Source organism: Enterococcus alcedinis (assembly GCF_014635985.1).
GTDB lineage: Bacteria > Bacillota > Bacilli > Lactobacillales > Enterococcaceae > Enterococcus_I > Enterococcus_I alcedinis.
On the sequence record NZ_BMDT01000011.1, the window covers coordinates 35,506 to 61,002 of the forward strand.

At 38.8% G+C, this 25,497-nt stretch carries 25 protein-coding genes, 1 tRNA gene and 1 other annotated feature; of the genes, 22 read left to right on the forward strand and 4 right to left on the reverse strand.

Annotated features, from left to right (window positions below):
- Position 1: 1 nt before the first annotated feature.
- From gyrA to dnaB, 7 genes are all read left to right on the forward strand, one after another.
- On the forward strand, positions 2 to 2,464 hold the full coding sequence (gyrA, locus tag IEV09_RS10505; RefSeq protein ID WP_188368261.1) for a DNA gyrase subunit A: 2,463 nt from the start codon (positions 2 to 4) through the stop codon (positions 2,462 to 2,464).
- A gap of 216 nt (positions 2,465 to 2,680) precedes the next feature.
- Positions 2,681 to 2,980 (forward strand): 30S ribosomal protein S6, encoded by a 300-nt coding sequence (gene rpsF, locus IEV09_RS10510; protein WP_188368262.1) that lies wholly within the window; start codon positions 2,681 to 2,683, stop codon positions 2,978 to 2,980.
- A 41-nt stretch (positions 2,981 to 3,021) separates the two neighbouring features.
- The gene (gene ssb / locus IEV09_RS10515) at positions 3,022 to 3,537 is read left to right on the forward strand and encodes a single-stranded DNA-binding protein (protein WP_188368263.1); all 516 of its coding nucleotides are present in this window, start codon (positions 3,022 to 3,024) and stop codon (positions 3,535 to 3,537) included.
- A gap of 23 nt (positions 3,538 to 3,560) precedes the next feature.
- Positions 3,561 to 3,800, forward strand: coding sequence for a 30S ribosomal protein S18 (rpsR, locus tag IEV09_RS10520; RefSeq protein WP_188368264.1), 240 nt, complete (start codon positions 3,561 to 3,563; stop codon positions 3,798 to 3,800).
- A 168-nt stretch (positions 3,801 to 3,968) separates the two neighbouring features.
- Complete coding sequence (gene rplI / locus IEV09_RS10525) at positions 3,969 to 4,421, forward strand: 50S ribosomal protein L9 (protein ID WP_188368265.1); 453 nt, start codon at positions 3,969 to 3,971, stop codon at positions 4,419 to 4,421.
- Between the two features lie 198 nt (positions 4,422 to 4,619).
- Positions 4,620 to 4,692, forward strand: a tRNA-Lys gene (locus IEV09_RS10530).
- A 179-nt stretch (positions 4,693 to 4,871) separates the two neighbouring features.
- Entirely contained in the window at positions 4,872 to 6,245 is a 1,374-nt protein-coding gene (gene dnaB, locus IEV09_RS10535; protein ID WP_188368266.1) for a replicative DNA helicase, read from the forward strand.
- Between the two features lie 248 nt (positions 6,246 to 6,493).
- Here the strand turns inward: dnaB and IEV09_RS10540 are convergent, their stop codons facing one another.
- Positions 6,494 to 8,119, reverse strand: coding sequence for an ABC-F family ATP-binding cassette domain-containing protein (locus IEV09_RS10540; RefSeq protein ID WP_188368267.1), 1,626 nt, complete (start codon positions 8,117 to 8,119; stop codon positions 6,494 to 6,496).
- Between the two features lie 203 nt (positions 8,120 to 8,322).
- On the opposite strand from IEV09_RS10540, the gene IEV09_RS10545 reads away from it, so the two are divergent.
- Positions 8,323 to 9,141, forward strand: a complete 819-nt coding sequence (locus tag IEV09_RS10545) for a ZIP family metal transporter (RefSeq protein WP_188368268.1) — start codon at positions 8,323 to 8,325, stop codon at positions 9,139 to 9,141.
- A gap of 401 nt (positions 9,142 to 9,542) precedes the next feature.
- Here the strand turns inward: IEV09_RS10545 and IEV09_RS10550 are convergent, their stop codons facing one another.
- Together IEV09_RS10550 and proB are read right to left on the reverse strand one after the other, a co-directional pair.
- Entirely contained in the window at positions 9,543 to 10,790 is a 1,248-nt protein-coding gene (locus IEV09_RS10550) for a glutamate-5-semialdehyde dehydrogenase (RefSeq protein WP_188368269.1), read from the reverse strand.
- A complete protein-coding gene (proB, locus tag IEV09_RS10555) occupies positions 10,791 to 11,597 on the reverse strand; it encodes a glutamate 5-kinase (protein ID WP_188368270.1) in 807 nt (268 codons plus the stop codon).
- Positions 11,598 to 11,791: 194 nt separating this feature from the next.
- On the opposite strand from proB, the gene IEV09_RS10560 reads away from it, so the two are divergent.
- The 14 genes from IEV09_RS10560 to rbsU all read left to right on the forward strand — a co-directional run bounded on the left by IEV09_RS10560 (position 11,792) and on the right by rbsU (position 25,007).
- A complete protein-coding gene (locus IEV09_RS10560) occupies positions 11,792 to 12,298 on the forward strand; it encodes a dCTP deaminase/dUTPase family protein (protein ID WP_188368271.1) in 507 nt (168 codons plus the stop codon).
- Between the two features lie 17 nt (positions 12,299 to 12,315).
- A complete protein-coding gene (radA, locus tag IEV09_RS10565) occupies positions 12,316 to 13,686 on the forward strand; it encodes a DNA repair protein RadA (protein WP_188368272.1) in 1,371 nt (456 codons plus the stop codon).
- Between the two features lie 699 nt (positions 13,687 to 14,385).
- Positions 14,386 to 15,519, forward strand: coding sequence for a PIN/TRAM domain-containing protein (locus IEV09_RS10570; protein WP_188368273.1), 1,134 nt, complete (start codon positions 14,386 to 14,388; stop codon positions 15,517 to 15,519).
- 114 nt (positions 15,520 to 15,633) lie between these two features.
- Complete coding sequence (gene gltX / locus IEV09_RS10575; RefSeq protein WP_188368274.1) at positions 15,634 to 17,091, forward strand: glutamate--tRNA ligase; 1,458 nt, start codon at positions 15,634 to 15,636, stop codon at positions 17,089 to 17,091.
- 1 nt (position 17,092) lies between these two features.
- Positions 17,093 to 17,292, forward strand: a binding site (T-box leader).
- Between the two features lie 60 nt (positions 17,293 to 17,352).
- A complete protein-coding gene (gene cysS / locus IEV09_RS10580; RefSeq protein ID WP_188368275.1) occupies positions 17,353 to 18,762 on the forward strand; it encodes a cysteine--tRNA ligase in 1,410 nt (469 codons plus the stop codon).
- Positions 18,759 to 19,145: a Mini-ribonuclease 3 gene (locus tag IEV09_RS10585; RefSeq protein WP_188368276.1), complete on the forward strand. Its 387-nt coding sequence runs from the start codon at positions 18,759 to 18,761 to the stop codon at positions 19,143 to 19,145. The genes cysS and IEV09_RS10585 overlap by 4 nt, the downstream gene beginning before the upstream one ends.
- A 19-nt stretch (positions 19,146 to 19,164) precedes the next feature.
- Positions 19,165 to 20,028, forward strand: a complete 864-nt coding sequence (gene rlmB, locus IEV09_RS10590; protein WP_188368277.1) for a 23S rRNA (guanosine(2251)-2'-O)-methyltransferase RlmB — start codon at positions 19,165 to 19,167, stop codon at positions 20,026 to 20,028.
- On the forward strand, positions 20,025 to 20,558 hold the full coding sequence (locus IEV09_RS10595; protein WP_188368278.1) for an NYN domain-containing protein: 534 nt from the start codon (positions 20,025 to 20,027) through the stop codon (positions 20,556 to 20,558). The genes rlmB and IEV09_RS10595 overlap by 4 nt, the downstream gene beginning before the upstream one ends.
- A gap of 82 nt (positions 20,559 to 20,640) precedes the next feature.
- The gene (locus tag IEV09_RS10600) at positions 20,641 to 21,183 is read left to right on the forward strand and encodes a sigma factor (protein ID WP_188368279.1); all 543 of its coding nucleotides are present in this window, start codon (positions 20,641 to 20,643) and stop codon (positions 21,181 to 21,183) included.
- A 109-nt stretch (positions 21,184 to 21,292) separates the two neighbouring features.
- Positions 21,293 to 21,541 carry a Veg family protein gene (locus tag IEV09_RS10605; RefSeq protein WP_188368280.1) on the forward strand — a complete coding sequence of 83 codons (249 nt, stop codon included), beginning with the start codon at positions 21,293 to 21,295 and terminating at the stop codon, positions 21,539 to 21,541.
- A gap of 142 nt (positions 21,542 to 21,683) precedes the next feature.
- Positions 21,684 to 22,676 carry a ribose utilization transcriptional repressor RbsR gene (gene rbsR / locus IEV09_RS10610; protein WP_188368281.1) on the forward strand — a complete coding sequence of 331 codons (993 nt, stop codon included), beginning with the start codon at positions 21,684 to 21,686 and terminating at the stop codon, positions 22,674 to 22,676.
- 109 nt (positions 22,677 to 22,785) lie between these two features.
- The gene (rbsK, locus tag IEV09_RS10615; protein ID WP_188368325.1) at positions 22,786 to 23,700 is read left to right on the forward strand and encodes a ribokinase; all 915 of its coding nucleotides are present in this window, start codon (positions 22,786 to 22,788) and stop codon (positions 23,698 to 23,700) included.
- 3 nt (positions 23,701 to 23,703) lie between these two features.
- Complete coding sequence (gene rbsD, locus IEV09_RS10620) at positions 23,704 to 24,099, forward strand: D-ribose pyranase (RefSeq protein WP_188368282.1); 396 nt, start codon at positions 23,704 to 23,706, stop codon at positions 24,097 to 24,099.
- 20 nt (positions 24,100 to 24,119) lie between these two features.
- On the forward strand, positions 24,120 to 25,007 hold the full coding sequence (gene rbsU / locus IEV09_RS10625) for a ribose/proton symporter RbsU (protein ID WP_188368283.1): 888 nt from the start codon (positions 24,120 to 24,122) through the stop codon (positions 25,005 to 25,007).
- Positions 25,008 to 25,064: 57 nt separating this feature from the next.
- On the opposite strand, the gene mscL is transcribed toward rbsU, so the two are convergent.
- On the reverse strand, positions 25,065 to 25,487 hold the full coding sequence (mscL, locus tag IEV09_RS10630; protein WP_188368284.1) for a large conductance mechanosensitive channel protein MscL: 423 nt from the start codon (positions 25,485 to 25,487) through the stop codon (positions 25,065 to 25,067).
- Between the last annotated feature and the right edge of the window lie 10 nt (positions 25,488 to 25,497).

The window sequence follows — 25,497 nt, forward strand, 5'->3', positions numbered from 1 at the left end:
TTTGGAAGAGCAAAAAAAGAACGTTCAAGAGATTAATTTAATCAACGAAATGAAAGATTCCTTTATCGATTATGCGATGAGTGTGATTGTTTCCCGTGCGCTACCGGACGTTCGTGATGGTTTAAAGCCAGTTCACCGCCGTATTTTATATGGGATGCATGAACTAGGAGTCACGCCGGATAAAGCCCATAAAAAATCCGCTCGTATTGTTGGAGACGTGATGGGTAAATATCACCCCCATGGTGATAGTGCGATTTATGAATCAATGGTTCGGATGGCACAACCGTTTAGTTACCGCTACATGCTCGTTGACGGGCATGGAAACTTTGGTTCTGTCGATGGTGATGGGGCCGCTGCGATGCGTTATACCGAAGCGCGTATGAGTAAATTAGCTTTAGAAATGCTACGTGATATTAACAAAAAAACCGTTGATTTCAAGAGTAACTACGATGATTCAGAATCGGAACCGGTTGTGTTACCGGCCCGTTTCCCGAATCTTTTAGTCAACGGAACGACTGGTATTGCGGTTGGGATGGCAACAAATATTCCACCACATAATCTAAACGAAGTGATTGCAGCCATTGACGTTTTAATGGATAATCCTGATGCGACAACGGCTGATTTAATGGAAGTACTACCTGGACCTGATTTTCCAACAGGTGGCCTTGTGATGGGTAAATCTGGTATTCGTCGTGCGTATGAAACAGGACGCGGATCGATTATTATTCGAGCAAAAGTTGAAATTGTCGAAAAATCAAATGGTCGTGAACGAATTTTAGTTACAGAATTGCCTTATATGGTAAATAAAGCGAAATTAATTGAACGCATTTCAGAATTGCATCGTGATAAACGGATTGAAGGAATTACTGATTTACGTGATGAATCGTCACGTGAAGGCATGCGTATTGTCATTGATGTGCGTCGTGATGTCAGTGCATCCGTTATTTTAAATAACTTATACAAAATGACCTCTCTTCAAACATCCTTTGGTTTTAACATGTTAGCGATTGAAAATGGTGTGCCAAAAGTCTTAAGTGTGAAACGCATTTTAGAAAACTATATTGAGCACCAAAAAGAAGTCATCGTTCGTCGTACGCAATTTGATAAAAAGCGTGCAGAAGACAAAGCTCACATTTTAGAAGGATTACGAATTGCATTAGATCATATTGACGAGATTATTGCGATTATTCGTGGATCGAATAATGATGCAGCAGCGAAAGAAGCATTGATTACTCGTTTTGAATTTTCCGATCGTCAAGCACAAGCGATTTTAGACATGCGTTTGCGCCGTTTAACAGGCTTAGAACGTGATAAAATTGAAAATGAATACCAAGAGTTGCTTGTTTTAATTGCTGACTTGGCGGATATTTTAGCCAAACCAGAGCGCGTTCTTGAAATTATTCAAACGGAATTACATGAGATTGGACAACGCTTTGGCGATGCCCGTCGAACAGAACTACTGATTGGTGAAGTCTTAAACTTAGAAGACGAAGATTTGATTGAAGAAGAAGAAATCGTGATTACCTTAACGAATAATGGTTATATTAAACGTGTTGCAAACTCAGAATTTAGAGCGCAACGTCGTGGTGGACGAGGCGTTCAAGGAATGGGCGTTCATGATGAAGATTATGTGCAGACATTGATTTCATGTTCGACACATGACACGTTATTGTTCTTTACGAATGTCGGAAAAGTCTACCGTGCCAAAGGCTATGAGATTCCAGAATACGGACGAACAGCCAAAGGGATTCCGGTGATTAACTTACTAGGCGTCGATTCGAATGAGCAAATTCAAACGATTGTTTCTGTGAGTAACGAAGAAATTACAAGTAACGGTTACCTCTTCTTTACAACACGTTTAGGTGTTGTTAAACGGACTTCAGTGACGGCATTTGCGAATATTCGCAGCAATGGTCTGATTGCGATTGGCTTAAAAGAAGGCGATGAATTAGTCAATGTCTTGAAGACAACTGGTGAAGACGTAATGATTATCGGAACGCATAATGGTTACTCAGTGACTTTCTTAGAAGAAGCTGTTCGTGACATGGGACGTACTGCGGCTGGTGTACGTGGTGTTCGTTTACGAGAGGGCGATTACGTAATCGGAGCTTCGATTATTCGTGGCGAAGATGAAGTCTTAATTATTACTGAAAATGGTTATGGTAAACGAACAAAAGGTTCAGAATACCCAATTAAAGGCCGTGGCGGTAAAGGGATTAAGACAGCCAATGTAACAGCGAAAAATGGACCGTTAGCCGGCTTAACGACCGTTTCTGGCGAAGAAGATTTGTTATTAATTACGAACAAAGGCGTAATGATTCGCTTCCATACAGCGGATGTTTCACAAACGGGACGTGCGACACTTGGTGTTCGTTTAATCAAGATGGAAGAAGATGCAAAAGTTGTGACTATGACGACTGTTGAACCTGAAGAAATCGAAGAAGAAACAACCGAACAAGAATAATTTTACAGCAAAAGTTTTTCTGAAATTCAGAAAAACTTTTTGTTTTTAATGCGTAAATAACTGATAATGACAAGATTATGGGTAATATCGGGCAAAACACTTGCCAAAGGAGTTAGAAGTGTGTATAATTATTTTCCGTGAGTAGTCATTTATGACCACTTTCTCTGCTCCTTTATAAAGTAGGGGAGCCTAAGACCATAGGGAGGTGAAAAATCAATGGAAAATGCGAAATATGAAGTTTTATACATCATTCGTCCTAACATTGATGAAGAAGCAAAAACTGCTTTAGTCGAACGTTTCGATACAATCTTAAAAGATAACGGTGCAGAAGTCATCGAGTCTAAAGTTTGGGAAAAACGCCGTCTAGCGTATGAAATCAACGGATTCCGTGAGGGTATCTATCACATCGTTAAGATTTCTGCTCCTTCAGATGCAAATGCGATCAATGAATTTGACCGTTTAGCAAAAATCAATGACGATATTGTCCGTCATATGATTGTTAGAGAAGAAGCATAAATTGTTTCACGTGAAACAAAACGATGAGAGGATGATTTATTTTGATTAACAATGTTGTATTAGTAGGTCGATTAACAAAAGATCCTGATTTGCGTTATACTTCAAGTGGTACAGCAGTAGCAACTTTTACGCTAGCAGTAAATCGTAACTTTACAACCCAAAGCGGTGAACGAGAAGCGGATTTCATTAACTGTGTCATCTGGCGCAAGTCAGCAGAGACGTTAGCAAACTATGCGAAAAAGGGGTCACTAATTGGAGTGACAGGCCGTATTCAAACGAGAAATTATGACAATCAACAAGGTCAACGCGTTTATGTGACGGAAGTAGTAGCAGAAAACTTCCAATTACTTGAATCACGTACAGCAAATGAACAACGTCGTTCAGCGCCGAGTGATGATTTTAATTCGAATCAACCAAGCTTTGGTAACAACAATAACTTCAATCAAAACCAAAATCAATCTTCTCCAACAAACGGAATGCCTAATTTTGATCGAGACACATCGGATCCATTCGGTGGTTCATCAATTGACATTTCAGACGATGATTTACCATTCTAAGAAATTGATAGGAGGGAAATAGGATGGCACAACAAAGAAGAGGCGGACGCAAACGTCGTAAAGTAGACTATCTTGCAGCAAACCATATCGAACATGTCGATTATAAAGACATTGAACTTTTAAAAAGATTTATCTCAGAACGTGGAAAAATTTTGCCACGTCGTGTAACTGGTACAGGAGCGAAAAACCAACGCAAATTAACTGTAGCAATTAAACGTGCGCGTATCATGGGATTACTTCCATTCGTAGGCGAAGAGGGTTAATAATTAAGGATCTCACTTAGGTGAGGTCCTTTTTATTTTTAGGCAACGAAAAGTGTCAAACTATGCTAAAATAGAAGATAGAATCAAGCGACTTAGGGAAAACTTGAAAAGAAATAAAAAATAGTTTTTAATAAGAAGCACAAGAGTAGAAATTAAAGGAGCGATTATATGCGAGTTATTTTTTTAGAAGACGTTAAAGGTAAAGGTAAAAAAGGCGAGGTTAAAGAAGTACCATCTGGCTACGCGCAAAATTACTTAATCAAAAACAAATTAGCTAAAGAAGCAACGAAAGAAAGCCTAGCAGAAGTTGCTGGTAAGAAAAAAGCGAAGGCGAAACAAGATGCTGAAATCTTACAAGAATCCAAAGAACTAAAAGCACAGATTGAAGCAGAAGAAACCGTAGTTGAAATTAAAGCCAAAGCGGGTGAAGACGGTCGTCTATTTGGCTCAATTCCTTCAAAACAAATTACCGATGCTTTAGAAAAACAATACAAAATTAAAGTCGATAAACGTAAATTGGATTTAAAACAACCGATTCGTGGATTAGGAACGGTAGAAGTTTCTGCTAAACTTCATCAAGAAGTAACAGCAAAAATCAAAGTTAAAGTCGTTCAAGGGTAATTTTATAAAAGTAAGTGGATGTGACTGGTGTCACATCCCTATTTTTTAGATGGCCTGTTTTTACTTCGAGGTCTAATAGAATTAAGTGAGAGCTTAGGTTAGTCATTTGTTTAGAAGAAAAAATAAATGATTGTAGATGAACACTTTTTAAATACTTGCTTTTTTTATTCATCGGCGTTACCATAAAAGGGAAGAATTGGGTTGTTAGCTCAGTTGGTAGAGCAGATGACTCTTAATCATCGGGTCGCGGGTTCGAGCCCCTCACAGCCCATTCAAGCACACTAAAAGGGTAACGAGACGTTTGTTGCGTAGGCAGTCGACGTTTTGTTATCTTTTTTGATGGTAAGTTGTCAGCCAATTAGACTTAAGTAAATCTTATGCGCTTGTCAATTGTTGTTTACACGGATTTTTAGTAGAATGAGAAGAATGAATTGATTAGGAGCGAAAAGCATGAATGAAGTTTGGCAAGATAAGATACCGCCACAAGACATAGAAGCAGAACAGGCCGTATTAGGTGCGATTTTTCTTGATAGTGATACCTTAATTGATGCGATGGAAATTATTGAAGCGCGATCGTTTTATCGTCGATCTCATCAGATTATCTTTCAAAGTATGGTCCAATTGAATGACCGTAGTGAAGCAATCGATGTCATCACGCTAAAAGCTGAAATTGAGCGTAATAATTCGTTAGAAGATGTCGGTGGTATTAGTTATTTAACCGAATTGAGTCAGGCGACCCCTTCTTCTGCCAGCGTCGGTTATTATGCAAAAATTGTCGATGATAAGTTTGTTTTACGTCAGTTAATTCAAACGGCCAATCAAATTGTGACAAAAAGTTTTGAACAAGGCGATGATGTACAAAATATTGTCGATGAAGCAGAAAAAAGCATTTTAGAAGTATCGGAAAAACGCAATAGTACGGGTTTCCAATCGATTGCAGATGTCTTAAATAATACGATTGAAACGATCGATCGTTTAGCTCAAAATAATGAAGAAATTACCGGATTGCCGACTGGTTATCAAGCACTTGATAAAATGACAGCCGGATTACAAAAAGAAGAACTGATTATTTTAGCGGCGCGACCAGCCGTAGGTAAGACCGCATTTGCCTTAAATATCGCACAAAATGTTGGAACTAAAACCGATCAATCAGTGGCCATTTTTAGTCTAGAGATGGGTGCCGAATCCCTTGTAAACCGAATGCTGTGTGCGGAAGGTTCGATTGAGGCAAGTCATTTAAGAACGGGACAGCTGAACGAAGAAGAGTGGCGCAATTTAATTGTTGCGATGGGCAGTTTGTCGCGTGCGAATATTTTTATTGATGATACTGCCGGAATTAAAATTTCCGAAATTCGTGCACGATGTCGTAAATTGGCGCAAGAACGTGGTGGTTTAGGTCTGATTTTAATTGATTATTTACAATTAATCGAAGGAACTGGACGCGAAAACCGTCAACAAGAAGTTTCTGAAATTTCTCGTCAACTAAAAAAATTAGCCAAAGAATTAAAAGTTCCAGTAATCGCCTTATCACAGCTGTCACGTGGAGTGGAACAACGTCAAGATAAGCGACCAGTCCTAAGTGATATTCGTGAATCCGGTTCGATCGAGCAAGATGCCGATATCGTAGCTTTCTTGTATCGTGATGATTATTACGAACGTGAAGGTGGCGAAGATGGTGAGCAACGGGAAGAACCACAAAATGATAACGTGATTGAAGTCATCATTGAAAAAAACCGTAGTGGTGCCCGTGGAACCGTGGAATTATTATTTATCAAAGAATACAATAAATTTTCTTCACTTTCACCAAGAGAAGAATTTGGCTAAAAGAGGTTATAATAATGAACGTTCAGGTGCAAGAGATAAGAGGACATTAGAAAAAATCGTTTTTTGATTTTATTCTAGTGGACACTTATCTCCGCAGCACCTGTTCATTTTATACCGTTTAAAAGCGATCCAACGGCAAGGTATGAGTGGACAGTCAATCGTTCTTAGGGTGTTTTTCTCAAGTAGTTTTAAAATAAATACGAAAAAACGTTAGCCTGTAAAATAGGCTAACGTTTTTTTATATGAAATTATTTTGCGTACAATGCAGCAACACGTGCTTGTACGTCTTTATTTTCTAAGAATTCATCATAAGTTGTATCGGCACGGTCAACTACGCCATTATCTGAAACGGTAATGATGCGGTTAGCGATCGTTTGGATAAACTGGTGGTCATGTGAAGCGAACAGTAAGACACCGTTAAAGGCAATTAGCCCGTCGTTTAACGCGGTGATTGATTCTAAGTCTAAGTGGTTTGTAGGATCGTCTAAAACAAGGACATTCGCTTTTGAAAGCATGTTTTTAGAAAGCATACAACGAACTTTTTCTCCACCGGATAAGACTTTGACTTTTTTCATTACTTCATCGCCAGAAAATAACATGCGACCTAAGAAGCTACGTAAAAAAGTATTATCATTTTCTTCTTTGTCTGCGTATTGACGTAACCAATCAACAATCGTTAAGTCGTTATCAAACTCAGCGCTAGGGTCAATCGGCAAGTAAGATTGACTGGTTGTAACACCCCAACGTACCGTTCCTTCATCAGGTGTAATCTCACCCATAATCACTTTAAATAACGTTGTTGTAGTAATATCGTCGTTTGCTAAGAAGGCAACTTTATCTTCACGACCTAAAGTAAATGAAATCTTATCTAAGATTTTTTTACCATCGATTGTCACGCTTACGTTCTCAACTTGTAAGACATCATTTCCGATTTCACGTTCTGGTTTGAAACCAACGAATGGATAACGACGAGATGAAGGTTTAATATCATCCAATGTAATTTTATCTAACATTTTCTTACGAGACGTTGCTTGTTTGGATTTTGAAGCATTCGCACTGAAACGCGCGATAAAATCTTGTAACTCTTTAATTTGTTCTTCTTTTTTCGAGTTTTGTTGTGACTGTAGACGCGTAGCTAATTGACTTGATTCCAACCAGAAGTCGTAGTTTCCAACAAATAATTGAATTTTACCAAAATCTAAATCGGCCATATGTGTACATACTTTGTTTAAGAAGTGGCGGTCATGGGAAACCACGATAACCGTGTTTTCAAAGTTAATTAAAAACTCTTCTAACCAAGCGATCGATTGGATATCCAATCCGTTTGTCGGCTCATCAAGTAATAGAACGTCAGGTTTGCCAAACAATGCTTGAGCAAGTAAAACTTTGACTTTTTGACCTGCATTTAAATCACTCATTTGTAAGTCATGCAATTCATCAGGTAAGTTTAAACCTTGTAATAGCATTGCCGCTTGAGATTCTGCTTCCCAACCGTCTAACTCAGCGAATTCGCCTTCTAGTTCTGCTGCACGAATCCCATCTTCATCACTGAAGTCTTCTTTCATGTAGATGGCATCTTTTTGTTTCATAACGTCATATAGACGTTTGTGTCCCATCATAACTGTTTCAAGTACACCAAATTCTTCGAAATCAAAATGGTTTTGTTTTAAAATAGCTAAACGCTCATCTGGTCCTAAGGTTATATTTCCTGTTGAAGGCGAAATTTCACCAGATAGAATTTTCAAGAAAGTTGATTTACCAGCTCCATTTGCACCGATCAAACCATAACAATTTCCAGGGGTAAATTTAATATTTACATCATCAAAAAGTTTGCGATCTGAAAAATGCAAACTAACATCACTTACTGTAATCAAGTCTTTTCCTCACTTTAATTTTTATTGACAAAGGTCTCTATGCATTATAGTAGGAATATGTGAAATTTTCAAGTAAATCACTGTAAGACTACTTTTTTCATGAGAATTCGGCTTGCCTAAAAAAAATATACTATAACTAAAAAATGTGATATGCTACAAGTATTAAATACTGATTTTTTTTATTTAGGGAGGGAAGAAATCCAATGATCGATTGGTTCATGACGTTAGCTCCATGGCAACAGGCATTATTAGGAACAACTTTTACTTACTTGATGACCGCACTTGGTGCAGGATTAGTTTTTTTCTTTAAAAATATTAATCGAAATGTACTAAGCTTGATGTTAGGTTTTGCTTCAGGTGTGATGATTGCGGCCAGTTTTTGGTCATTACTTGATCCGGCGATTGCGCAAGCAGAAGAAAATGGGCATATTGCATGGCTGGTTGTCAGCATTGGCTTTGGATTAGGCGGACTATTCCTTTACGCAGCAGATAAAATTTTACCGCACATTCATTTTGGTGCGAATAAAAAAGAAGAAGGTATTCCAAGTCATTTAAAACGAACGGTCTTATTAGTTTTTTCAATTACGTTACACAATATTCCAGAAGGCTTAGCCGTTGGAGTGGCATTTGGAGCCGCAGCCAGCGCTGATGATCCACGTGCTGCAGTATTGGGTGCCTTATCGCTAGCCATTGGTATTGGAATTCAAAATTTTCCAGAAGGGGCGGCTGTTTCGATTCCGCTACAACAAGAAGGTCTCAGCCGATTTAAATCCTTTTTCCATGGACAAGCTTCGGGGTTAGTTGAACCGATTGCGGGTGTCGCGGGCGCTCTACTTGTCGTTAAGATGACGCCGATTTTACCTTATGCCTTAGCGTTTGCTGCCGGAGCGATGATTTATGTCGTAGTTGAAGAGCTGATTCCTGAAGCTCGAATTTCAACAGAAGGTCATCGCCACTTTGGTGTTTTTGGAACGATGCTTGGCTTTATTATTATGATGATACTAGACGTAGCTTTAGGGTAACAAAAAAAATCAGAGACAACCATCCTCTTCAGGATGATGTCTCTGATTTTTTATTTTTCTTTTTTTGTTCACTATTTAAGAAGAATATCAAAGTGAAAGCAAGTAAAATCAAAGTTGTAGGGGGATCAACTGTTTTAATCTGTTGTATTTGCGCCAAAATGCTAAGTATCGTAGTGCTTAAATAAAGCAAACTAAAATACAAATAGCGCGTATTAACTGGAATCGCCCGTATTTTACAAAAGAAAAACAAGGCAATACTTGCCGGGAAAATCACGGCACCTAAATTGACATTTTCTGATCCAGATAAGACAGCAAAAATCCCAAAAATCGCTAAGAATGCAAAGAATCGACTGAGATAAGAAAGGCTTTTGTTTATTTTAAACCACTCCTAACTAGAAAATTTATTTCCGAACTTGTCCGTTTCCGTAAACAATGTATTTCGTAGAAGTTAATTCCATTAATCCCATCGGGCCACGCGCATGGAGTTTTTGCGTTGAGATCCCAATTTCAGCACCAAAACCAAACATAAATCCATCGGTAAATCGCGTAGAGGCATTTACGTAAACTGCGGCAGCGTCAACTTCGTTCAAGAAGCGCTGAGTTGAAAAATAATTATTTGAAACGATCGCTTCAGAGTGACCGGTTCCATAATGATTAATGTGAGTCATCGCTTCGTCTAACGAATGAACGACTTTAATTGCTAGCATTAAATCTAAGTATTCTGTTTCCCAATCGTGCTCAGTTGCCAATTCAGCAGTTTGTAAGTAGGCTTTGGCTTGTTTATCAGCAAAAAGTTTTACGCCAGCTGGAGCGAGTAATTTTTCGAGTTCAGATAAGAAGACCGGTGCTACGGATTCATGGACTAAAATGGTTTCAATCGCATTACAAACGGAAGGACGTTGCACTTTGGCGTTGAATGTGATGTCTAATGCCATTTGTAGATCAATGTCTTCATCGATGTAAATATGGTTATTTCCCGTTCCTGTTTCAATGACTGGTACGGTTGCAGATTCTTTCACACGACGAATTAAACCAGCGCCACCACGTGGAATAAGCACGTCCAAATATTGATTTAGACGCATAAATTCATTTGCGACTTCATACGATTGATCGGTAATCAGTTGAATCGCATGGGGAGTGACATGATTAGCAATCAGTGTGTCTTGTAAAATCGTGACTAATTGTTGATTTGAATGACTGGCTTCTCTGCCACCACGTAAAATCACTGCATTCCCAGTTTTAAAACAAAGACTCGCTGCATCGACGGTCACATTTGGACGAGATTCATAAATAATCCCAATCACACCAAGAGGGACACGTTGGCGTCCAATCATTAACCCATCTTCGTTTTTGATCATTTTTTCAATTTCACCGATTGGATCTGTCAGCATAGCGACTTGACGTACCCCTTCTGCGATTTGTAAGATTCGTTCTTTGGTTAAACGTAAACGATCAAGCATCGTTTCTGCCATGCCATTTTCTTTGGCCAAAACTAGATCTTTCTCATTAGCGGATAAAATAAGTGCGATATTTTCTTCAAGGGCGGTCGCCATTTTTTCTAGTAATTGGTTTTTGTGGTTCGTATCTAAAAGGGCCAATTTTTGGCTCGCTGCTTTTGCTTGTTGTCCAAATAAAGTTAAATCCGTCATTTATTTTCCTCCTTTTTTAAAAAGCGTGCCAATTTCAGCACCATTTAAAATATCAAAAATAATTTTTGGTTGTTTCCCATTGGCTAAGACCATACTGCTATCAATTTCAAAAACGCGTTGAGCAGCTTTTAATTTGCTACTCATGCCGCCAGTTCCAAACGTACTGCCTGGACCGGTTGCTTGAGCCATCGTTTCTTCGGTAATTTCTTGAATATGGTTGTATAAAAGAGCTTCTGGATTATTCGCAGGGTTTTCCGAATAGAAACCATCAATATCTGACAACATAATCAATAATTCGGCCTTTGTCAGTTGTGCCACAATCGCTGAAAGTTGGTCATTGTCACCAAATTTGGTTGAATGTTCGAGTTCGTCAATGGCCACGGTGTCATTTTCATTGATAATCGGAATAATGCCCATATCAAGTAGTTGTTCTAACGTATTAATGACATTTTTACGGCTTTCAGGGTATTCGATGACATCACGAGTCAATAAGATTTGAGCGGTTTGTTGGCTGTAACTCATAAAACGTTGGGCATAAATATTCATCAAAGCAGCTTGACCAACAGCTGCGACAGCTTGTTGTTCGGGAATTGAGGTGGGTCGTTTCGTTAAATTCAACTGGTGCATACCAACACCAATGGCACCTGATGAAACTAAAATCACTTCTTTTCCTTTGTTTTTTAAATCAGTTAAAACAAAAGACAGTTCATCAATAGCCGATAAATTAATGGTCCCATTTGAATGGATAAGTGAGCTTGTTCCGACTTTGATAACTAAACGTTGTGTATTCTTTAACGATTGACGCATTTCTTCACCTCATAATAGTAGTAGATTTAAAGACTTTGTCCTATTGTACTAGTAAATTATGATTTCGTCATGTTTTATTCGTTTGTTGTTTGAATTATCTAAAAATTCATAAAGAATGCGACAATTTTAATTCAGATTCTAACTTTTAGGGAAGTTATGTTAAAATGGGAATAGCATTTTATTGGAGGATGAACATGAAAATACGTGGATTTGAAGTAGTAACAAGTTATGAAGGACAAGGAATTAATCTTCCGCAAAGAGCAACCCATCAAGCAGCAGGCTATGATTTTGAAGCAGCCGCAGATGTCACGATTCCAAGTATTTGGAAACAATGGTTCAGTCGCCGAGTTGGTGATGAAACACAATTACAAAAGAAAATTAAACCAGTACTCGTTCCTACGGGGATTAAGTCATATATGGGCGAAGATGAGTTTTTACAATTAGCGAATCGTTCAAGTAACCCACTGAAACGTTTCTTAGTGTTATCAAATGGTATCGGTGTAATTGATAGTGATTATTACAATAATCCAGGGAATGAAGGACACATTATGTTCCAATTTACGAACTTTGGGTTAACTGATTTAACAATTAAAAAAGGCGAGAAAATTGGACAAGGCATCTTTTTACCTTTCCTAAAAGCTGATCAAGATCAAAGTCTGAGTCAACGAACAGGTGGCTTTGGCTCGTCGGATGCTGTTTAAAAAGTAGGAGGAATACATTGGCAAAAAAAGCAAAAACACATTTTGAATGTCAACACTGTGGTTATATTTCGCCACGTTATTTGGGAAAATGCCCGAATTGTAATAGCTGGAATTCATTAGTGGAAGAAAAAATACAAGATACATCTGATCGCAGAAGTCGTACGACCTTAACAGGTAAGAAAATGCAGCCGATGCGTTTAAACGAGGTCGTTGCACGGAAAGAACCGCGTGTGAAAACCGACTTAGAGGAATTAAACCGCGTGTTAGGTGGAGGTGTTGTTCCAGGATCGATGGTGTTACTTGGAGGCGATCCGGGAATTGGAAAATCAACACTCTTATTACAAGTTTCGCAGCAATTAGCGGCAACTGGTGGTAAGGTGCTGTACGTTTCTGGTGAGGAAAGTGCTGAACAAATCAAGATGCGTGCGGAGCGTTTAGGAGCAACGCGTGATGAGTTTTATTTATACGCAGAAACCGATATGACTGACGTTCGTAAAGCGATTGAAACGTTAGAACCAAGCTATGTGATTATCGATTCGATACAAACGATGACGCAACCAGATATTAGTAGTGTTGCTGGGAGTGTGAGTCAAGTTCGTGAGACGACCGCAGAATTACTGAAAATCGCCAAAACAAATGGCATTGCAATTTTTATTGTCGGTCACGTGACGAAAGAAGGCTCGATTGCCGGGCCGCGTATGTTAGAGCACATGGTGGATACCGTTTTGTATTTTGAAGGCGAGCAACATCAAAGCTTCCGAATCTTACGAGCGGTCAAAAACCGTTTTGGTTCAACAAATGAAATTGGTATTTTTGAAATGCGTGAGGGTGGCTTGTATGAAGTCGCTAACCCCTCACAAGTCTTTTTAGAAGAACGTTTAGCAGGCGCGACAGGATCATCCATTGTCGTTGCGATGGAGGGAACTCGCCCGCTCTTAGTTGAAATCCAAGCATTAATTACACCAACCATGTTCGGTAATGCCAAACGAACAACGACAGGGCTTGATTTTAATCGAGTATCATTAATTATGGCCGTTTTAGAAAAACGAGCAGGATTACTCTTACAAAACCAAGATGCCTATTTAAAAGCCGCAGGTGGTGTAAAACTCAACGAACCGGCGATTGATTTGGCACTAGCCATCAGTATCGCATCTAGTTACAACGAAAAAGGGACGAGTCCTACGGAGTGTTTTATCGGTGAAATTGGTCTAACCGGTGAAATTCGTCGCGTTACATCAATTGAACAACGGGTTAAAGAAGTCCAAAAACTAGGATTCACGAAAGTCTATGTTCCGAAAAACAACCTAGTCAACTGGACCCCACCCAAGAATATCGAAGTCGTTCCAGTCGCAACACTAGAAGAAGCCCTAAGAAAAGTTTTTAAGTAAAAGAGGCTATTTTTGAAGCGTTTAGGGGGTGAGTAATAAGCAAGAAATCGTTTGAAAGTGCTCTTTACTTTCAAAAATATTTTGGCTTATTACCGAACCCCTACATCAAAAATGCCGTTTCAAATAAGAGGCTATAAAATGAGCGCTTAGCGACAAGAGATAGGAGGGCGTTAGAAAAAATCGTTCTTTGATTTTATTCTAGTGACCACCTATCTCCGCAGTCGCTGCACATTTTATGCCGTTTCAAAATAGAGGCTATTACTTGGGCGCTTTGGCTCGATAAATAAGTACAGCTTACGAAAAAATCGCTTTTTGATTTTATTCGAAAGCAGTCTTATTTCTGAGAGTCAGCCCAAGAAATGCCGTTTCAGTTAGAGGTTATTTTTAAAGCGTTTAGGCACGAAAGATAAGCAAACTCTCCGAAAAAATGGCACTTTCATTTTTATCGGAGAAGGCTTATCTCTGAGTGACTGCTTAAAAAATACCGTTTTAATCAGAGGCAACAAATGAAGCATTTAGTGTCGAGTCGTAAGGCAAGAATGATTTGAAAGTGTTCTTTACTTTCAAAAACATTCTAACTTATGACCGAGACACTGCCTCATTTATGCCGTTTCAAATCAGAGGCTATTATTTGGACGTTTTGGCTCGATAAATAAGTTTTGTTTTACAAAAAATAAAAATCAAATAGGAGGTTAAGTTATGCAAAAAAGAATTATTCGCGCACTATTAGTTTTAGCGGGTGCGAGTTTAGGGATTTCATTATTACCAACAACGTGGAAAGCATTAGGTTATGGAACAAACGATTGGCTGAACAATCCAGTAACAAACAGTTTATTAGGTGCACTTATTTTCTTCTTACTTTCATTATTAATTGTGAATTATCTTTCAGCTGGTCTTAAAAAACTTGAAAAAGCGATGAGTGAACTTAGTTTATCGTATATTTTATTCGGTTCCATCGGTTCGATTATTGGTTTATTAATCGGTGTGATTATTTCCATCCCATTTTTTGCTTGGAATTTACCATTTGTAAATAGCGTGGTGCCTGTCGTACTAATGTTATTATTTGGTTATCTTGGCTTCCAAATGGGCACGACTCGTGTGGAAGAATGGATGAAGGTGTTTAGCTCAAAAAATAAAAAACTAGAGCAACAAAACGAGCAGCAAGTTCTTGATCGCAAAGTCGATGACTATTTTCATAAATATAAAATATTGGATACGAGCGTTATTATTGATGGTCGCATTTATGACATCGCGAAAACCGGATTTTTAGAAGGAACGATTTTAATTCCGAATTTTGTCCTCTATGAATTACAATACATTGCCGATTCAGGCGATAATTTAAAACGAGTTCGTGGTCGTCGTGGCTTAGATATTTTAAATGCACTGCAAAAAGAAGAAGGCATTTCGGTTGAGATGTATGAAGGGGACTTTGAGGATATTGCCGAAGTCGATAGTAAGTTATTAAAATTAGCAAAATTATTAGATGGCGTGGTCGTGACAAATGACTATAATTTAAACAAAGTCGCTGAATTTCAAAATGTCCCTGTGCTAAACATCAATGCGTTAGCGAATGCCGTGAAGCCAGTCGTTATTCCTGGTGAAACAATGGAAGTGGTGGTTGTTAAAGCTGGAACCGAACGCCAACAAGGGGTCGCTTACTTAGATGATGGCACGATGATTGTGGTCGAAGATGGTCAACACTATATGAATGAAAAACTAACCGTCGTTGTCACAAGTGCGCTACAAACAGCTGCCGGTCGAATGATATTTGCCAGACCATCCCATTCAAGACGTGGCATTACAAAGGCTGAAGAAGAACTAAAAGGGAAATAAAACGATTTATGTAGGCCAGCCTTTACTAATCTTCTTATAAAATGTACAATTCTAGACAAGTGGTTGTCTGAAGTGATAGACGACTAAAATAGCCTATAAAAAAGGATGAACATTATGACAAAAATTCGTGTGCGTTATGCGCCAAGTCCAACAGGGCACCTACACATCGGGAATGCTCGAACTGCTTTATTTAATTATTTATTTGCTCGTCACCATGGCGGCGAGTTTATTATTCGAATTGAAGACACGGACCAAAAACGTAATATTGACCACGGTGAAGAGAGCCAATTAGAAAACCTTGCATGGTTAGGGATTGAGTGGGATGAATCGCCAGAAAAACCAGGCGCTTATGGTCCTTACCGTCAATCAGAAAGAAAAGAAATCTATTTACCATTAATCGATCAATTATTAGCGAGCAACCGTGCCTATAAGTGTTATTGTACGGAAGAAGAATTAGAAACTGAAAGAGAAGCGCAGCGTAGCCGTGGCGAAATTCCACGTTACAACGGTAAATGTGCCAACTTATCGGTGGAAGAACAAGCAGCAAAAGAAGCAACAGGCATCGAGCCAGTCGTTCGTTTCCGTGTACCACGTAATACAGAATACCGTTTTGACGACCTTGTAAAAGGCGAAATTGTCTTTGAATCAGACAATGTCGGTGGCGATTTTGTTATTTTAAAACGTGATGGTATGCCAACATACAACTTTGCAGTAACCGTTGATGACCATGAAATGAAAATTACCCACGTTTTACGAGGGGATGATCATATTGCGAATACACCAAAACAAATGATGATTTATGAAGCATTTGGTTGGAAATATCCAGCATTTGGTCACATGACATTAATTATTAACCCTGAAACAAGCAAAAAACTAAGCAAGCGCGATGAATCGATTTTACAATTTATCGAACAATACCGTGACTTAGGCTACTTACCAGAAGCGATGTTTAACTTCATTTCATTACTCGGTTGGTCACCAGTTGGCGAAGATGAAATTTTCTCTCAAGAAGAATTCATTAAAATGTTTGATACGGCTCGTTTGAGTAAATCACCGGCAGCTTTTGATACGAAAAAATTAGAGTGGATTAACAACCATTACATTAAACAAATGGACTTAGATGCGTTAACACAAATGTGTTTACCGTTTATCGTTAAAGCTGGTTTGTTAGAAGCAGAATTAACACCAGAAAAACAAGCCTGGTTTACACGTATCGTTGGTTTATATCAACCACAAATGAGTTTTGCAGCTGAAATTACGGAATTATCAAGTTTATTCTTCACCGAGCATCCTGTACTAGATGACGCAGCGAAAGAAGTTTTAGCTGGTGAGACCGTGCCGACAGTTCTAGCCACTTTTAAAGCAGAACTTGAAGCAATGGATGTCGTTGAAGCAGCAACGGTTAAAGCAGCGATTAAAGCTGTTCAAAAAGAAACAGGCGTGAAAGGCAAGAATTTATTCATGCCAATCCGTGTCGCTGTTTCTGGCCAAACACATGGTCCAGAATTACCAGAGACGGTTGAATTATTAGGCAAAGAAAAAGCATTAGCGCATTTAAATCAAGTTTTATAAAATAAACACGTTGAACAGACGAAGTACTGATTTCTTTTTTTTCAGAAAGGTTGCGGTCGCTGAGAGCAATCAAAAAGAAACAGGAAATGCACCTGGGAGTGGCTTTAGTGAAAACTAAAGACGAAAAAGCACGTTACGCGTTAAGGCAGAAGCATTTTTCTGTAAAAAAAAGTGGAACCACGCCAAACACGCGTCTTTTGAATAAGGGAACTTATTTAAAAGGCGCTTTTTCGTTGCAAATGAAATGAAAGGGGAATACAAATGATTCAAATTTATAACACCTTAACCCGTCAAAAAGAAGTATTTAAACCGATAGAAGCAGGCAAAGTCCGGATGTATGTTTGTGGACCAACTGTTTACAATTATATTCATATCGGAAATGGTCGTAGTGTCGTGGCGTTCGATACCGTTCGCCGTTACCTAGAGTATCGTGGCTACGAAGTGAATTACGTTTTAAACTTTACTGACGTCGATGATAAAATTATTCGAACAGCCAAAGAAGTTGGAAAAACAGCACCCGAAATTGCCCAAAAATTTATTGAAGCTTTCAATCAAGATACGCAATCTTTAGAGGTTAAGCCAGCTTGCTTAAATCCTAAAGTGATGGACCATATTCCAGATATTATTGCTTTTATTGAAGCGTTAATTGCCAAAGACTATGCTTATGTTGCACAAGGCGATGTTTATTACCGCACACGTAAATTCGAAAAATATGGTCAATTAAGCGATCAATCGATTGATGAGTTAGAAACAGGAGCGAGTCAAAGAACCGGTCAGGAGCAACAGATCAAAGAAGACCCACTCGATTTTGCTTTATGGAAGAGCGCCAAAGAAGACGAGATTTCATGGGAAGCGCCATGGGGAGCGGGACGTCCGGGTTGGCATATTGAGTGTTCCGTGATGGCTACGAAACACTTGGGCGAGACGATTGATATTCATGGTGGCGGACAAGATTTAGAGTTTCCGCATCACGAAAATGAAATCGCCCAAAGCGAAGCCAAAACTGGAAAAACATTTGCGAACTACTGGATGCACAATGGTTTTGTGACGATTGGTGAAGACGAAGAAAAAATGAGTAAGTCTCTAGGAAACTTTGTCACGGTTCATGAGATGGTCAAAGAAATCGATCCGCAAGTTTTACGCTTTTTCTTAGCAACGACGCATTACCGTCGCCCGCTACGTTATAGTGAAACGACCTTTAAAGAAGCAGAAACCAATTTGAATCGTTTACGAATTGCCTACGAAAATCTTGATTTCCGCTTAAAAGACAGTCAAAAGACAAGGGAACAAGATGCTGAACGACTTTCGCAGTGGACTCAATTAATGACACAATTTACGAAAGAAATGGACGACGACTTTAACGCAGCCAATGGTGTCACAGTCTTATACGAAATGGCGAAATGGTTAAATATTTATGCACAAGAAACGATTGTTTCGAGTGATGTGATTGCAAAAGTCCTTGAAGATTTCCGTGAATTACTCAGTATTTTTGGGATTTATTTCCAACAAGACTTAATTGATGATGAAGTCGAAGCGCTGATTGCGGAAAGAAACCAGGCTCGCGTCGATCGCAATTTTGCCCGCAGTGATGAAATTCGTGATTTATTTAAAGAACAGGGGATTATTTTGGAAGATACGCCACAAGGTACCCGTTGGAGAAGAGAAAAATGAAAGATTACCGTCAATTAAATGGTTTAGCTTTAGCTTACGTTGGCGATGCGATTTATGAAATTTATATTCGCCAACATTTAGTTGCAATTGGTCAAACACGACCGAATCAATTGCACCGTTTAGCAACCCATTATGTTTCAGCCAAAGCACAAGCGAGTTTTATTGAAAAAATGCTTGAGGAATCCATCTTAACAACTGAAGAAGAAGACTTTTATCGTCGTGGTCGTAACAGTAAAAGCCAAACCAGTGCCAAAAATACCGATATTAAGACGTACCGCATGTCGACAGGCTTTGAATCGCTGATGGGATACTTACACCTAACCGAACAAAAGGAACGCTTAGAAGAGCTAATAGACTGGTGTATTCAACAAGTCGATATTTAGCGAGAAAGGAAAGAGAACAATGAAAAAACAGACACCGAAATACGAGGGTAAAAAACATTCTTTTGACAAGAAAGAATCGTTTAATCGTAAAAATAAAAGCCGTGATTCCTATCAAGGGAATGATACAAAACATGAGAAAACAGCGGAAGAAATTGCCGAAAACTTTGTTTTTGGTCACCATGCTGTCGCGGAAGCAATCAAAGAAGGTCGCGGAAATAAATTATTTATTTTAGAAGATGCACGAGGCGACAAGATTAACGATTTAAAAGAATTGGCTCAAACCGCCGCAGTCCCAGTGAAATGGGTACCAAAACAAAAATTGGATAGCCTCTCACAAGATGCCGTGCATCAAGGCGTTGTTTTAGCGATTACGCCTTATGATTATTTATCATTATCCGAACTCCTAGCTCAGAAAAAAGAAAATCCTTTTTATCTAATCTTAGATCGATTATCCGATCCACACAACTTTGGTTCGATTTTGCGAACAGCAGATGCAAGTGGTGTCGATGGTATTATTATTCCGAAACACCGATCAGTTGGGATTACACCAGTTGTTGTGAAGACTTCAACGGGCGCTGTAGAACACGTGCCCGTTGCGCGTGTCACCAACTTAAGTCAAACAATCAAAGAATTAAAAGAGCAAGGTTTCTGGATTTTTGGGACAGACATGGAAGGAACTTCTTATAACAAGTGGAATGCCCAAGGTTCGATTGCCTTAATTATTGGTAATGAAGGCAGCGGCATGAGTGAAGGCTTGAAAAAAGAAGTCGATGAGATGTTAACCATTCCGATGACTGGTCACGTTCAAAGTTTAAATGCGTCTGTTGCAGCGAGTCTACTAATGTATGAGGTATTCCGTCAGAGAAATTTCGGTGACTTATGAAACAAGATTTATTAATCGTGGATGGTTACAATATGATTGGCTTTTGGCCAGAACTCGTTCGATTAAAAAATCAAGATCGTTTAGAAGAAGCACGTGAGCAACTATTAAAGCGATTATCAAGTTACGGAAAATATGAGGGCATTGAAATTATTGTTGTGTTCGATGCCCAACTCGTTCCAGGAATTACACAAAGTTATCGTCAACACCAACTAGAAGTCATTTTTACCGAAGAGGGCGTGACAGCGGATAGTTATATCGAAAAGTTAGCTGGTGAGCGCAACAATATTGTCACCCAAGTCAGCGTAGCAACCAGCGATTTAGCTGAACAATGGGTGATCTTTTCGCAAGGTGCCTTGCGGATATCTGCCCGTGAGTTGTATAAACTCGTTGAAAAAAATGATCAAAATATTGAGGTTCACCGAAAAGAAATCCACTTTAGTCATTTTCGTCGCAATTCGCCTTGGAATACAGAACAGTTGGAACGTTTAAGTGGAAAACTAAATGAATTAAGTCATAAGAAAAGAAAATGACAAAAAGTGACCCATTGAATGAGAATATTTAAGTGAATAAGATGATACGCTCCTTTTAGTAAAATGAAAAGGGGCGTTTTTGATGCAGAAAAAATTAATTTTGACAGCGAAACAAGGAGATGAACAAGCATTAGAGGAGCTATACCATCAGTATCGACCACTTGTTTATGCCTTACGTAAGAAATATTATTTACGCGATTTAGACGAACAAGATTGGTTACAAGAAGGCTTTATTGTTTTCTACGATTGTTTGTGTGCCTTTGAATCAAGTCATGGTGCCTCACTTGGTTCGTTTTTTAAACGGGCGTTTGAAAATCGTGTCCGTAGCTTGATCCGTCGGGAGTTTGCTTACAAACGTCAATCGAATATCGGGGCGGTTTCCTTTGAACAAACAATTACGGATGGTTTTGAGGATTTATGCGAATATACGAATGATTTTCAAGATCCTTTACAACAAATTTTAGTGCAGGAAGCGTTTGAAGAAAGTAAAGCAAGCCTCTCAAATCTAGAATTGGAAGCGTTATCTTTGTGTTTGGAAAAACCAATAGAAACACTCGATCCGAGTCTGTTTAGTGCTTATAATCGCTCAAGACGAAAAATTATTGCTTCTTTTAACGATAAATAAGAGAAAAATGAAGAAAATGAGCGAATTCTAATTGTAATCGAAATTAGTTTGTGATAAACTTGTAATTTTCTATAAAATATGTTATGATAACACCCGTGAGGTGAACGCAATGCCAACAACGTTAGCAACGATTAAGAAAGATTTAGAAGGACGTATTGGGAGCGAGATTATGTTAGTTGCCCAGACCGGACGTAAACGTCAGACTGAGCGTCGAGGAATTTTAACCGAGACTTACCCGTCTGTCTTCGTGGTGGATTTAGATCCAAATGAAAACTCTTTTGAACGTGTTTCTTATAGTTACTCGGATGTTTTAACAAAAACAGTTGAGATTGAGTTTTTCGGTAAAGAAGTACTGTAAATAATAAAAATGGAAGCAAAGGATATCCTTTGGCTTCTTTTTTTATTATCTTAAAACTGTTAAAGCATGCTTTCAGGTGTTAAAATAAATAGCAATAGAAAAGACGCAAACAGATAGCGTTTTTGAAGCAGGAGCGAATCAAATGACGAAAAAAAAGGTGACAATTAAAGATGTAGCCAAACAATCAGGTGTCTCGATTGCAACGGTTTCACAAATTTTAAATAATAACCAAGATAAATTTAGTCCAAAAACGGTCGAAAAAGTTTTGGAAGCGAAAGCGTCACTTAATTATGAACCGGATTATTTTGCGAGACGGATGATTATGAAAAAAAGTAAGACGATTGGCGTTTTGGTACCCGATATTACGAATCCTTTTTTTGGTACGTTGTTAAGTGGGATTGAAAATGTTTTGTATCGCGAAAAATTTATTCCGATGTTGTGTAATGCCGATTTAGATGAAATAAAAGAAAGTCAGCACTTAGAAGAATTGAGTCGTCGAGGCGTGGATGGTTTTATTATTGCCAGTTCAGCGATTTCAAATCAAGCAATCAATGAAACACTACGTAAGAAAAATCTACCCTTTATTGTCCTTGATCAAAAGAAGGCGGAAGGGTTTAGTGATGCGATTTTAACGGAAGATTATCGTGGAGGGCAGTTAGCCGCGGAGCATTTGTTTGCTCTAGGTCACCGAAAAGTTGCAGTCGTGATGCCGGAGAATGCCTCAGCAAATATTCGCACGAGATTGGCGGGGTTTCAATCGATTTACCCAGAGGCTCAAATGATCCATAGTGAATTGTCAAAAGCTGCTGGACGCAAAGCGGCTGTTGAAATTAGCCAATCTGAATTAACGGGATTGTTTGCGATAAATGACGAGATTGCTTTTGGTCTTTATTTAGGTTTAAAAGAAGCAGGGAAAAAAATTCCTGAAGATTACAGCGTTGTTGGTTATGATAACGTTGAAATGAGTGAGTTTGTGACGCCACAGTTAACGACAATCGCTCAACCAATCTTTGAATTGGGGCAACAATCGGCGGAACTCTTACTCGATCGAATTAAACATCCAGAAAAAGAATGGGAAGAAAAAACCTTAGCTGTTGAGCTGATTCAACGATTTTCAACGGCACCCTTGAAATAGCTTTCAAGGTGTGCTATATTTTTGTCACAGAATTAAAACGTTTTAATAAAACGTTTTAAAAAATAATTATACAAGAATAAAAAAATCAAGAGAAGGTAGCGTGAATGAAATGAATACGATTACAATCGTTGGCAGTATTAATCTTGATCGGACAATCCGAGTGGAAAAAATGCCTAAACCAGGCGAGACGATGCATACAAAAGAAATATTTTCATCAGGTGGAGGAAAAGGCGCCAATCAAGCAGTCGCAGCGAAACGTTCAGAAGCCAAAACGCAATTTATTGGAGCAATCGGACAAGATGATGCCGGACAAGTCATGTTTGAATTATTAACGCAAGAAGGGATTGATTTGACTGGTGTGGTAACGCTTGAAAATCAAGCAACCGGACAAGCGTACATCACCGTCGACAGTCAAGGTGAAAATAGTATCATGATTCATGCAGGAGCCAACAATGCCTTCACACCCGCTCACGTGCGAGCGCACCAACAGACAATTGAGCAAAGCGATTTTTTAATTGCCCAATTTGAAAGTACTCTAGCAAGCACAATCGAAGCGTTCACGATTGCCAGAGCAGCCGATGTAGTGACAATTTTAAATCCTGCGCCCGCTTTTACTAAAGTACCAGAAGCATTATTAAAAGTGACAGACATGATTGTACCAAATGAAACAGAGACAGAGATTTTAACAGGGATTAAAATCACAGATGAAGCGAGTATGCAGGAAGCAGCAACCGTATTACATGATTGGGGAATCCAAGCGGTGATTATTACGGTAGGTAGTAAAGGTGCTTTTTATAGCGTAGATGGACGCAGCGGTATGGTTCCGGCGTTCAAAGTCGAAGCGGTTGATACAACTGCCGCTGGAGATACGTTTATCGGTAGTTTAAGCAGTGTCTTGAAAAAAGATTTTAGTAATTTAGAAGAAGCGATTCGTTATGGCAACAAGGCGTCTTCACTAACGGTCCAACGTTTTGGCGCACAGCCTTCGATTCCTTATAAAAATGAATTAAGCGAGGAGATTTAACCAATGAAAAAAAGTCTAGTTATCAATTCAGATATTTCAAGAGTGATTGCTCAAATGGGGCACTTCGATAAACTAAGTATTGGAGATGCGGGGATGCCTGTGCCAGCAACAACGGAAAAAATCGATTTAGCTGTCACCAATGGTGTACCAAGTTTTATGGCTGTTTTAAATAATATCTTAGAAGAATTAGCAGTTCAACGTATTTTTTTGGCAGAAGAAATTAAAACGGAAAATCCGCAAATTTTAAAAGAAATTCAACAACGTCTTGGCGATACGCCAATTACGTTTATTCCACATAGTGAGATGAAACAAGAATTAAACAATTGTCATGCCTTTATTCGTACAGGGGAAATGACACCTTATGCCAATATTTTATTAGAAAGTGGCGTTGTTTTTTAAAGAACGGGAGGATTTTTTAAATGAATACGATGGCATTATTAATTGGACTGGGTCCATTACTCGGTTGGGGGCTGTTCCCAACCGTTGCTTCAAAAATTGGTGGCCGTCCGGTCAATCAAATTGTCGGGACAACACTTGGAACATTTATTTTTGCATTGGTTTTTGCCATGGTTAAAGGGATCGGATTACCAGGCGGAATGGATTTACTCTTTTCAATCTTGTCGGGTGTGGGATGGGCAAGTGCTCAAATTATTACGTTTAAATCCTTTGCCTTGGTTGGTTCTTCAAGAGCGATGCCAATTACAACCGCTTTTCAACTATTGGGCGCGTCTTTATGGGGCGTTTTAGCCTTAGGAAATTGGCCAGGAACGACCGCAAGAATCTTCGGTAGTCTCGCTTTACTCTTAATTATATTGGGTGCTTGGATGACCGTTTGGACGGAGAAAAAGACACAGGAAAGCAGTCAATTACTACGAAAAGCGGTATTGATGCTAGCAGTTGGTGAAATTGGTTATTGGGCTTATTCAGCCGCACCACAAGCAACTTCAATTGATGGCATGCAATCCTTTTTACCTCAATCAATCGGCATGCTTCTTGTGGCTGTGATTTACGCTGTCGTTTTACGTGTCAAAGACAAAGAACCTTTGGCTTTGTTAGAAGTCGTTTCCTATCAGCAAATTTTATCTGGTTTCTTCTTTGCTTTTGCCGCATTAACGTATTTAATTTCGGCACAACCGAATATGAATGGTTTAGCAACTGGTTTTATTTTATCGCAAACGTCGGTGGTATTAGCGACATTGACGGGAATCTTTGTTTTAAAACAAAAGAAAACCAAAAAAGAAATGATAGTAACCATGGTTGGTTTAGGGTTAATTTTACTTGCAGCCACGATGACGATTATGATTTAATCAAAAAAAAGAACGGTAACTTTCGCTAATTTAGGAAAGTTATCGTTCTTTTTAATGTTATTTATTTTTATCAGCGTTGGCTTGTAATAAATCGCGAATTTCTTTTAAGTAATCTTCGCTTGTATAAGTGATTTCTTCTTCTTCCTCTACTTTTTTGGCGGTCAAAGCTTTCGCATGGTTCACAGATTTGACTACAAGGAATAAGACAAAGCCGGTAATCAGGAATGTAATAATTGCACTAACAATGACACTAAATTCGAACTTCACGCCATTTACGCTAAACGTTAACACGCTTAAAGCATCATTCATGTCGCCTTTGATAAACAATGAAATAAATAATTCAATCAATGGCGTAATTAAATTATCAACAATGGCAGTCACAATTCCCGTGAATGCTGCTCCAATAACAACCCCAATCGCAAGATTCAATGCATCGCCTTTAATAATAAATTCTTTAAACTCGCTTCCTAACTTTTTCATTATAAAACCC

Coding starts and splice junctions, on each gene's coding strand:
- rpsF (WP_188368262.1), top strand. CDS start 2,681: ATGGAAAATGCGAAATATGAAGTTTTATACATCATTCGTCCTAACATT.
- rpsR (WP_188368264.1), top strand. CDS start 3,561: ATGGCACAACAAAGAAGAGGCGGACGCAAACGTCGTAAAGTAGACTAT.
- rplI (WP_188368265.1), top strand. CDS start 3,969: ATGCGAGTTATTTTTTTAGAAGACGTTAAAGGTAAAGGTAAAAAAGGC.
- dnaB (WP_188368266.1), top strand. CDS start 4,872: ATGAATGAAGTTTGGCAAGATAAGATACCGCCACAAGACATAGAAGCA.
- IEV09_RS10545 (WP_188368268.1), top strand. CDS start 8,323: ATGATCGATTGGTTCATGACGTTAGCTCCATGGCAACAGGCATTATTA.
- IEV09_RS10550 (WP_188368269.1), bottom strand. CDS start 10,790: ATGACGGATTTAACTTTATTTGGACAACAAGCAAAAGCAGCGAGCCAA.
- proB (WP_188368270.1), bottom strand. CDS start 11,597: ATGCGTCAATCGTTAAAGAATACACAACGTTTAGTTATCAAAGTCGGA.
- IEV09_RS10560 (WP_188368271.1), top strand. CDS start 11,792: ATGAAAATACGTGGATTTGAAGTAGTAACAAGTTATGAAGGACAAGGA.
- IEV09_RS10570 (WP_188368273.1), top strand. CDS start 14,386: ATGCAAAAAAGAATTATTCGCGCACTATTAGTTTTAGCGGGTGCGAGT.
- gltX (WP_188368274.1), top strand. CDS start 15,634: ATGACAAAAATTCGTGTGCGTTATGCGCCAAGTCCAACAGGGCACCTA.
- cysS (WP_188368275.1), top strand. CDS start 17,353: ATGATTCAAATTTATAACACCTTAACCCGTCAAAAAGAAGTATTTAAA.
- IEV09_RS10585 (WP_188368276.1), top strand. CDS start 18,759: ATGAAAGATTACCGTCAATTAAATGGTTTAGCTTTAGCTTACGTTGGC.
- rlmB (WP_188368277.1), top strand. CDS start 19,165: ATGAAAAAACAGACACCGAAATACGAGGGTAAAAAACATTCTTTTGAC.
- IEV09_RS10595 (WP_188368278.1), top strand. CDS start 20,025: ATGAAACAAGATTTATTAATCGTGGATGGTTACAATATGATTGGCTTT.
- IEV09_RS10600 (WP_188368279.1), top strand. CDS start 20,641: ATGCAGAAAAAATTAATTTTGACAGCGAAACAAGGAGATGAACAAGCA.
- IEV09_RS10605 (WP_188368280.1), top strand. CDS start 21,293: ATGCCAACAACGTTAGCAACGATTAAGAAAGATTTAGAAGGACGTATT.
- rbsR (WP_188368281.1), top strand. CDS start 21,684: ATGACGAAAAAAAAGGTGACAATTAAAGATGTAGCCAAACAATCAGGT.
- rbsK (WP_188368325.1), top strand. CDS start 22,786: ATGAATACGATTACAATCGTTGGCAGTATTAATCTTGATCGGACAATC.
- rbsD (WP_188368282.1), top strand. CDS start 23,704: ATGAAAAAAAGTCTAGTTATCAATTCAGATATTTCAAGAGTGATTGCT.
- rbsU (WP_188368283.1), top strand. CDS start 24,120: ATGAATACGATGGCATTATTAATTGGACTGGGTCCATTACTCGGTTGG.
- mscL (WP_188368284.1), bottom strand. CDS start 25,487: ATGAAAAAGTTAGGAAGCGAGTTTAAAGAATTTATTATTAAAGGCGAT.